The sequence below is a fragment of the Arthrobacter agilis genome (assembly GCF_002953615.1).
Taxonomy (GTDB): Bacteria; Actinomycetota; Actinomycetes; order Actinomycetales; family Micrococcaceae; genus Arthrobacter_D; species Arthrobacter_D agilis_B.
Map to the genome: position 1 here is coordinate 1,440,845 of NZ_CP024915.1, position 9,276 is coordinate 1,450,120.

Sequence of the window (9,276 nt, forward strand, 5' to 3'; positions counted from 1 at the left end):
GGACCCGCCGCGGATCCCGACGCCGCCCCCGAGGCCGGAACCATCCGCACCCCCGGGTGGCTCCTCGACGCCGTCGGACGGGAGCGCACGGTCAGCGGGGTCGTCGCGGCCCTCGGTGAAGGGGACACCCCCTTCGGGCTGCTCTGGATCATCCGCGAGGGGACCCCGCTCGTCTGGTCCTCGGTGGAGGGCGCCCTGACGCACCACGTCCTCGGTAACCTCGCCCACGGCCTGATCCAGGCGCAGCTCATCTCCCGCCAGCAGCAGGCCGTGCGCAAGCTGCGCGCCCTGAACCAGGCGAAGAGCGATTTCGTCGGCACCGTCAACCATGAGCTGAGGACGCCGCTCGCGTCGATCGCCGGATACCTCGAGATGATCATCGACGGCGTCGGCGGGGAACTGCCGCCGGAGGCGAGCACCATGCTGCACGCCGTCGAACGCAACACCACGAAGCTGAGCGAGCTGATCGAGAACATCTCGGCCCTCTCCTCCCGGGAGACCGACGCGTCCGACTACGGGCCCGTGGACATCGTCCACCTCGTGTCCCAGCTCACGAGCCGCGCCGTGCTCGAGGCCTCGGCGGGCGGCCTCACCCTCGACTGCACCCTGCCGGACCATGCCATCACCGTCTCCGGTGACCGCGACCAGCTCTCGGCGGCGATCGCCATCGTCCTGTCGAATGCGATCAAGTTCACGCAGGAGGACGGCAGCGTGGCGGTCGGCCTGACCCTCGATCCGGGGCACGGGCACGTGGTCGTCCTCGTCAGGGACACGGGGATCGGCATCCCGCCGGACGACCTGCCGCACCTCTTCGACTCGTTCCACCGGGCCGCGAACTCCAACCAGGTGCTGCCGGGCGCCGGTGTGGGGCTCTCCGTCGCACGGAAGACGTTCGAAGCACACCATGGGACTATCACGGTCGAATCGAGGCTGGGCGCCGGAACGGCGGTCGCCATCACGCTTCCGCTGCTGAATCCCGCTGCCGTAGGCTGATGAGCCGCACACATCCCGGAAGGAACACCCCATGACGCGCGCCGCGGTCGGTATCCCGGTCCATCAGCTGGATCTGGAGACGCTTCTGCCCTATCTCGACCTGCACCTGGTCGGCGCCACCAACGGCGTCCGGCTGTTCAGCGCCGCTCGGGTCTCCTGGGCCGGGACGCCCTACGAGGAGGACTTCGCCCGACTGCGGGACGAGATCCGCGAGGAGCGTGCGTTCCTGAAGAGACTGATCCGGGCACTCGGGCACCGCCCTGGCGTCGTCAAGATGACCCTCGCGCGAGCCATGTCCGTCGTGGCGGACCTGGACCCGCTCAACCCGCAGAGGCGCAGGGCCACGACCGGTGCGCAGCTGGAACTCGAGGCCCTGCAATCACTGCTCCGTGGGAAGGAGTCCCTCTGGTCCACACTCCTCGCGCTCTCGCCGTCCGCGGACGCCGCGCCGGGGGATCCCGTGCTGAACCGGCCCGCCCTGGAGCGCCTGCTCGTCGCCTCGAAGCGTCAGCAGGACACGGTGGCGCGAGTCATGACGGAGACTGCGGCAGCTCGGTTCCTCCGGACCTGATCCCCGGCCGGCCCGGACCCAGCGGCCCTGGCGCCTCAGGACTCGCCCGGCTCCTCGTACTTGGGGAAGACCGGGGACGGTGCGGGAAGGTCCGTCCCGGGCTCGATCCGCCGGTCGAGTGCTGCGAAGCGGCGCAAGGCGTCGTTGTGCTCCGTCCCCTGCCCGAGGGCTGTCAGGATCCGCCCCGCGCTGCCGGGCATGACCGGCTGGGCCAGGATCGCCACCACCCGCAGGACCTCCAGGGTCACGTACAGCACCGTGTTCATGCGCTCGGTATCGGTCTTCCGGAGAACCCATGGCTGCTGGTCGGCGAAGTACGCGTTCGTGTCGCCGAGCACGGTCCACACGGCCTCGAGTGCTCGGGAGAACTCCTGCCTGTCGTAGGCCGCCCGGCTGGCCTCCAGCAGGGCGTGGGCCTGGTCGAGGATCGCGGTGTCGGCGGACCCGAACTCCCCGGGCTCCGGTACCGCGCCGCCGCAGTTCTTGGCGACCATCGAGAGCGAGCGCTGGGCCAGGTTGCCGAAGTTGTTGGCGAGGTCGGAGTTCATGCGTCCGACGACGGCCTCGTGGCTGTACGAGCCGTCCGCACCGAACGGTACCTCCCGGAGGAGGAAGAAGCGCACGGAGTCCAGGCCGTACTGATCCACCCAGTCCGCCGGTGCCACGGTGTTGCCGAGCGACTTGGACATCTTCACCCCGCGGTTGTGCAGGAAGCCGTGGATCATGACGCGCTTCGGCACCTCGATGCCTGCGGACATCAGAAAGGCGGGCCAGTAGATGGCGTGGAAGCGGGAGATGTCCTTGCCGATGACATGGACGTCCGCGGGCCAGAACCTGCGGAAGCGCTCGGACTCGGTGTCGGGGAATCCGACGCCGGTCAGGTAGTTGGTGAGCGCATCGACCCAGACGTACATGACGTGCCGGGGATCGCCCGGGACCGGGACGCCCCAGTCGAAGGTGGTGCGACTGATGGAGAGGTCCTCCAGGCCGCGCCGCACGAAGGAGATGACCTCGTTGAACCGGGGCTGCGGCGCACCGAACTCGGGCTGCGCCGCGTACAGGTCGAGGAGCTTCTGCTGGTAGGCCGAGAGCCGGAAGAAGTAGCTCTCCTCCTCGGTCCAGGTGACCTCGGTGTCCGTCTCCTTCGCGTACCGCACGCCGTCCTCGCGGACCTCCGTGTCGTCCTCGGCCCAGAAGGCCTCGTCGCGCACCGAGTACCAGCCGGCGTACTTGTCGAGGTAGATGTCCCCGTTGGCCTCCATCCGCTTCCAGATCTCGGTCGCGGCGGCGTAGTGGTCCTCGTCGGTGGTCCGGATGAACCGGTCGTAGGAGGTCCCGACGACGTCGTTCATCTCCCGGAACGCCAGCGCGTTGCGCGTTGCCAGGTCCCGGACCGGGATGCCCTCCCGGTCCGCCGCCTGCTGCATCTTCAGGCCGTGCTCGTCCGTGCCCGTCAGGTACATGACGTCGAAGCCGTCGAGGCGCTTGAAGCGCGCCATGGCGTCGACGGCGATGGTCTCGTAGGCGTGCCCGATGTGCGGCACCCCGTTGGGGTAGGAGATGGCCGTGGTGATGTAGAACGAGGGCTTTGCGTCAGCTGCGGAGGTCACCCTATGAAATTACCCCGGCCCGCACGGATTTGCCCAAGCGCGGCGTCAGGCCACCCCGACGGCGTCGAGCCCGAGCACGGCGTGGACACCCCAGGTCTGGTTGGCGATCTGCGTGACCCGGAGGTCGACGACGGAGCTGGCGAGGGCCAGGGCCGCCTTCCGCTCCAAACCGTACAACTGCTGGAGCCAGGTCAGCATGGCGCCGAGCGCCTGCGCCGTCGCCCGGTTGAGGTCCGCATCGAACCCGAAGGTGATGCGGGCCGACGGGGTGAGCGCGTGGATGCTCGCCAGCGGCGCATCGCGCACGAGGTCGACCGTGACGGTGGTCGTCATGCCGCACTCGATGGCCGTGCCGCCCACCTCTCCGTCGCCCTGCGCCGCATGCCCGTCGCCGAGGTGGAGCAGCGCGCCGGGGACCGTGACGGGCAGGAACAGGGTGGAGCCGGCCGCCAGTTCCCGGCAGTCGATGTTGCCGCCCCCCGCAGCCCGCGGCGGCGTCGTCGAATGCTCCCCCGGCTCAGCCGGCGGCAGCCCCACCAGGCCGAGGAACGGCGCGAGGCGGACGACGTGCCCGTACTGGTTGGTCCCGGTCCCGGCGTCCCGGTCGAGGCCCCACAGCAGCCACGCCGGGTCCGTCCCCTCGAGGCCCAGGCTGCGCGTGAACGCGTCGTCCCGCTTCCCGGTCACCGTCCAGCCCCAGTCCGCGGGCTCGAGCGCGTCGAGACGGACGGCGAGCACGTCGCCCGGCTCGGCCCCGATGACCTCGATGGGGCCGGTGAGGGCGTGTCCGCGCCGGTCCGGGAAGCGGTAGGGTGTCACGGCTCCCGGCGACTGCTGCCGCTCGAGGTGCCCCCAGGCGTCAAGTGATTCGACGACCACGCGGTCCCCCGGGTCGATGCGGAGGACGGGCGGCGTGTCCAGCGACAGGACCTGCACCGCGGTCGACTGCTCGGCTGCGAGGTGGTGCGTGGCCATGAAGGGTCCCCTCAGTCCTGGAGGTCCACTTCGCGGGCCACGGTGGCACCGATCTCGGCGCGGATCGCGTCGAGGACGTCCTGCGGCACGGAGCTGTCGACGGTGAGCAGGGACAACGCCTGGCCGCCCTCCTTGTTCCGCGCCACCTGCATGCCGGCGATGTTGATGTCCCGCTCACCGAGGAGCCGCCCGAGTGCTCCGATCACGCCGGGGCGGTCGGTGTACAGCAGCACCAGCAGGTGGTCGCTGATCGGGATCTCCAGGTCGTAGCCGTTGACCCCGACGAGCTTCTCGACCTGCTTCGGTCCGGTCAGCGTCCCGGCCACCGAGATCTGGCTGCCGTCGGAGAGGGCCCCGCGCAGCCGGAGGACGTTGCGGTACTCCTCCGATTCGGGCGTGGTGACGAGCCGGGAGGTGATGCCGCGCTGCTCCGCGAGGACGGGCGCGTTCACGTAGGAGACCTGCTCCGAGACGACGTCGGTGAACACGCCCTTGAGCGCGGCCAGTTCGAGGGCCTTGACGTCGAGCGAGGCGATCTCGCCGGCCACCTCGATGTCGATCCGGGTCAGGGAGGCATGCGTCAGCGCCGTGAAGATGCGGCCGAGCTTCTCCATGAGCGGGATGCCGGGACGCACGGCCGGATCGATCACCCCGCCCGCGACGTTCACGGCGTCGGGCACGAGCTCGCCCGCGAGGGCCAGGCGGACGGACCTGGCGACCGAGATCCCGGCCTTCTCCTGGGCCTCCTCGGTGGACGCCCCGAGGTGGGGTGTCACCACGACGCTGTCGTGCGCGAAGAACGGCAGGTCGGTGCTGGGCTCCTGGACGAAGACGTCGACGCCGGCTCCGGCGATCTGGCCCTGCTCGAGTGCGGTGTGCAGTGCTTCCTCGTCGACGAGGCCGCCGCGTGCCACGTTGACAACGTAGGCGGTGTCCTTCATGAGGGCGAAGGCCTCCGCGCCGAGCATCCCGACGGTCTCGGGCGTCTTGGGCATGTGGATCGTCACGAAGTCCGCCTCGCGGAGCAGTTCGTCGAGGGACACGAGGCGGACGCCGAGCTGTGCAGCCCGCGCGGAGGTGACGTAGGGGTCGTACGCGAGGATCTGGGTGCCGAAGCCCTGGAGGCGTGCAGCCACGAGGGCACCGATGCGGCCGAGGCCGATGATGCCGATGTTCTTCTCGTAGAGCTCGGTGCCCGAGTACTTCGACCGCTTCCACTCCCCCGCCTTCAGGGCGGCGCTGGCCTGCGGGATGTTCCGGGCCAGGCTCAGGATGTGCCCGACGGTGAGCTCGGCGGCGGAGATGATGTTCGACGTCGGTGCGTTGACGACCATCACGCCGGCGTGTGTGGCCGCCTTGATGTCGACGTTGTCGAGGCCCACTCCCGCGCGGGCGATGACCTTCAGCCTCGGTGCCGCGCGGATGGCCTCCTCGTCCATCCGGGTCGCCGAGCGGACGAGGACGGCGTCGACGTCGGCGAGTGCTGCCAGCAGCTGGGAGCGGTCCGCTCCGTCGGTGCTGCGGATCTCGAAGTCCGGGCCGAGTGCTTCGACGGTGGCGGGTGAGAGTTCCTCGGCGAGGAGGACGACGGGCTTGGGGGTCACGGGAGGTTCCTTCTGCGGATTTCGGCGGTTCAAGCGGGACGGATCCGGCCCGGTTCAGGGGCCGGACATACGTCCGGCAGGACACCTGCTCGTCGCTGAGCGTTGACCACGTGTCCTGCCGGCGGGAGGGCGGGCGCTAGCGCGCTACGGAACCCTCGGTGTAGTCGTCGTTCGTCTTGATCCAGGAGAAGAGCTTGCGCAGCTCCCGGCCCGTGCTCTCGATCGGGTGGTCCTCGCCCTTCTTGCGCAGCTCGGTGAACTCGGGCGCTCCGGCGTCCTGGTCGTCGATGAAGCGCTGGGCGAAGGCACCGTTCTGGATGTCCGCGAGGACGGCCTTCATGTTCTCCTTCACCTCGGGGGTGATGACGCGCGGGCCGGAGACGTAGTCGCCGTACTCGGCGGTGTCGGAGACGCTCCAGCGCTGCTTGGCGATGCCGCCCTCGACCATGAGGTCGACGATCAGCTTGAGCTCGTGCAGTACCTCGAAGTACGCGACCTCGGGCTTGTACCCGGCCTCGGTCAGCGTCTCGAACCCGTACTGGATGAGCTGCGAGGCACCACCGCAGAGGACGGCCTGCTCACCGAACAGGTCGGTCTCGGTCTCCTCCGTGAAGGTCGTCTCGATGACGCCCGCGCGGGTGCCGCCGATCGCCTTGGCGTAGGACAGGGCCAGGTCGCGTGCGGTGCCGGACGCGTCCTGCTCGACGGCGATCAGATCGGGGACGCCGCGGCCGGCCTCGAACTCGCGGCGGACGATGTGTCCGGGTCCCTTGGGTGCCACGAGGGCGACGTCGACGTCGGACGGGGGCTGGATGTAGCCGTAGCGGATGTTGAAGCCGTGCCCGAAGAAGAGCGCGTCGCCGGCCTGCAGGTTCGGCGCGATGTCGTCCTTGTACACGTGGCGCTGCACCTGGTCGGGCGTGAGCACCATGATGAGGTCGGCCTCCGCGGTCGCCTCGGCGACCGAGAGCACCCGGAGCCCCTCGGCCTCGGCCTTGGCGCGCGACGCGGATCCTTCCTTCAGCCCGACGCGCACGTCGACGCCGGAGTCACGCAGGCTCAGCGCGTGGGCGTGGCCCTGGCTGCCGTAGCCGATGACGGCCACGGTGCGGCCCTGGATGATGGAAAGGTCTGCATCGTCGTCATAGAACAACTCGGTCACGGGTATTTCTCCTTGGGGTGGGTGCTGCTGGAAAGGTGTGGAACGGATCGTCAGGCGCTGCGCAGGGCGCGGTCGCTCATCGACTTGGCGCCGCGGCCGATCGCCAGGGTGCCCGACTGCACGATCTCGCGGATGCCGAAGGGCTCGAGGACGGACAGGAGCGCCGAGAGCTTCTCGGGCGTTCCCGTCGCCTCGATGATCAGCGAGTCGATCGCCACGTCGACGACGGACGCGCGGAACAGGTCCGCGGCCTGGGTCACCTGCAGGCGCGTGGCCGCGTCGGCCCGGACCTTGATCAGGACGTGGTCGCGCTGCACCGACTGCTCGGTGGTCAGTTCGACGATCTTGATGACGTTGATGAGCTTGTTCAGCTGCTTGGTGACCTGCTCGAGGAGGTCTCCCTCGGCTTCCACCACAACGGTGATGCGGGACATGCCCGCGACCTCGGTCGGTCCGACCGCAAGCGAGTTGATGTTGAACGCGCGCCGAGCGAACAGGCTGGCCACGCGGGTCAGGACGCCGGGTACGTCCTCGACGAGCACGGAAAGGGTGTGTCGTGCCATGTCAGTCCTCCTGCTCCCAGGTCGGGGTCATGTTGCGGGCGATCTGGATGAGGTCGTTGCTGACGCCGGAGGGGACCATCGGCCACACCATGGAATCGCGGCTCACCACGAAGTCGACGACGACGGGCCGGTCGTTGATCGCCAGGGCCTGCTCGATGGTGGCGTCGATGTCCTCGTCGCGCTCGCAGCGCAGGCCCACGCAGCCGTAGGCGTCCGCGAGCTTCACGAAGTCGGGGACGCGGACGGTGTCGTGCCCCGTGTTCAGGTCGGTGTTCGAGTACCGGCCCTCGTAGAAGAGGGTCTGCCACTGCCGCACCATGCCGAGGGACGAGTTGTTGATGACCGCGACCTTGATCGGGATGTTGTTGATGACGCAGGTGGCCAGTTCCTGGTTGGTCATCTGGAAGCAGCCGTCGCCGTCGATCGCCCAGACCACGCGGTCCGGGTTGCCGACCTTGGCGCCCATCGCGGCCGGCACGGAGTACCCCATGGTGCCGAGGCCGCCGGAGTTGAGCCAGGCGTGCGGGCGCTCGTACTGGATGAACTGCGCCGCCCACATCTGGTGCTGGCCCACGCCGGAGACGAAGACGCCCTCGGGCCCCGTGAGCTCGCCGATGCGCTTGATGACCTGCTGCGGAGCCGACAGGCCGTCGTCGGGCTGGGTGAAGCCCACCGGGTAGGTCTCGCGCAGGTGGCGGATGGTCTTCCACCAGGCCGAGATGTCCGGGCGCTCCTGCGCCTCGAACGAGTCACGGACCGCGGCGGTCAACTCGGGGATGATCTCCTTGACCGAGCCGACGATCGGGACGTCCGCCATACGGTTCTTGGAGATCTCTGCGGGATCGATGTCCGCGTGGATGACCTTCGCGTTCGGGGCGAAGCTGGAGAGCACGCCGGTGACGCGGTCGTCGAAGCGTGCGCCGAGCGTGATCAGGAGGTCCGCCTGCTGCAGGGCCGTTACGGCCGACACCGAGCCGTGCATGCCGGGCATGCCCACGTGCTGGTCGTGGGAGTCGGGGAAGACGCCGCGGGCCATCAGCGTGGTGACCACGGGCGCGCCGACGAATTCGGCGAGTTCCTTCAGTTCGGCCGCGGCATGGGCCTTGACGACGCCGCCGCCCACGTAGAAGACCGGGCGCTGCGAGGCGCTGATCAGGCGTGCGGCCTCGCGCACCTGCTTGGAGTGCCCGCGGACCACCGGTCGATAGCCGGGGATGTCCACCTTCGGCGGCCAGGAGAAGCTCATCTTCGACTGCTGGGCGTCCTTGGCGACGTCGACCAGCACCGGGCCGGGGCGTCCCGTGGTGGCGATGTGGAACGCCTCGGCGAGGACGCGCGGGATGTCCTGGGCGTTCGTGACGAGGTAGGAGTGCTTGGTGATCGGCATGGTGATGCCGACGATGTCCGCTTCCTGGAAGGCGTCGGAGCCGATGAAGGCGCTGGAGACCTGACCCGTGATGGCCACCATGGGAACGGAGTCCATGTGGGCGTCCGCGATGGCGGTCACGAGGTTGGTGGCCCCGGGGCCCGAGGTCGCGATGCAGACGCCCGGCCGGCCCGTCACCATGGCGTAGCCCTGGGCCGCGTGTCCCGCGCCCTGCTCGTGCCGCACCAGAATGTGCCGGAGCTTCGTGGAGGCCATCAGCGGGTCGTACGTCGGGAGGATCGCGCCGCCGGGAAGGCCGAAGACGTCGTCGACGCCGAGTTCCTCGAGCGACCGGACGATCGCCGCGGAGCCGAGCATCTCGACGGGGCCCACGACACGATTGGGTCCGCGGACCGCACTCGCCGGTGCGGC

Annotated in this window: 8 protein-coding genes; 2 read left to right on the forward strand and 6 right to left on the reverse strand. The window is 69.4% G+C overall.

What is annotated here, in order from left to right:
* Together CVO76_RS06930 and CVO76_RS06935 are read left to right on the forward strand one after the other, a co-directional pair.
* The coding region (locus CVO76_RS06930) for a sensor histidine kinase (protein WP_244186252.1) at positions 1–993 on the forward strand (993 nt) is incomplete at its 5' end.
* A 31-nt stretch (positions 994–1,024) separates the two neighbouring features.
* On the forward strand, positions 1,025–1,564 hold the full coding sequence (locus CVO76_RS06935) for a hypothetical protein (RefSeq protein ID WP_208741424.1): 540 nt from the start codon (positions 1,025–1,027) through the stop codon (positions 1,562–1,564).
* Positions 1,565–1,599: 35 nt separating this feature from the next.
* Here the strand turns inward: CVO76_RS06935 and metG are convergent, their stop codons facing one another.
* From metG to CVO76_RS06965, 6 genes are all read right to left on the reverse strand, one after another.
* Positions 1,600–3,174 (reverse strand): methionine--tRNA ligase, encoded by a 1,575-nt coding sequence (gene metG, locus CVO76_RS06940; protein ID WP_208741426.1) that lies wholly within the window; start codon positions 3,172–3,174, stop codon positions 1,600–1,602.
* A 45-nt stretch (positions 3,175–3,219) separates the two neighbouring features.
* Positions 3,220–4,149: an acetamidase/formamidase family protein gene (locus tag CVO76_RS06945; RefSeq protein WP_208741428.1), complete on the reverse strand. Its 930-nt coding sequence runs from the start codon at positions 4,147–4,149 to the stop codon at positions 3,220–3,222.
* An 11-nt stretch (positions 4,150–4,160) separates the two neighbouring features.
* Positions 4,161–5,753 carry a phosphoglycerate dehydrogenase gene (serA, locus tag CVO76_RS06950; RefSeq protein ID WP_208741430.1) on the reverse strand — a complete coding sequence of 531 codons (1,593 nt, stop codon included), beginning with the start codon at positions 5,751–5,753 and terminating at the stop codon, positions 4,161–4,163.
* A 136-nt stretch (positions 5,754–5,889) separates the two neighbouring features.
* Positions 5,890–6,915 (reverse strand): ketol-acid reductoisomerase, encoded by a 1,026-nt coding sequence (gene ilvC, locus CVO76_RS06955; protein ID WP_208741431.1) that lies wholly within the window; start codon positions 6,913–6,915, stop codon positions 5,890–5,892.
* 50 nt (positions 6,916–6,965) lie between these two features.
* Positions 6,966–7,478: an acetolactate synthase small subunit gene (gene ilvN, locus CVO76_RS06960; RefSeq protein WP_133080771.1), complete on the reverse strand. Its 513-nt coding sequence runs from the start codon at positions 7,476–7,478 to the stop codon at positions 6,966–6,968.
* Position 7,479: 1 nt separating this feature from the next.
* The coding region (locus CVO76_RS06965) for an acetolactate synthase large subunit (RefSeq protein ID WP_208741433.1) at positions 7,480–9,276 on the reverse strand (1,797 nt) is incomplete at its 5' end.

Bases quoted from the DNA above. Each gene is read 5' to 3' on its own strand.
- CVO76_RS06935 (WP_208741424.1), top strand. From the start codon at position 1,025: ATGACGCGCGCCGCGGTCGGTATCCCGGTCCATCAGCTGGATCTGGAG.
- CVO76_RS06945 (WP_208741428.1), bottom strand. From the start codon at position 4,149: ATGGCCACGCACCACCTCGCAGCCGAGCAGTCGACCGCGGTGCAGGTC.
- ilvN (WP_133080771.1), bottom strand. From the start codon at position 7,478: ATGGCACGACACACCCTTTCCGTGCTCGTCGAGGACGTACCCGGCGTC.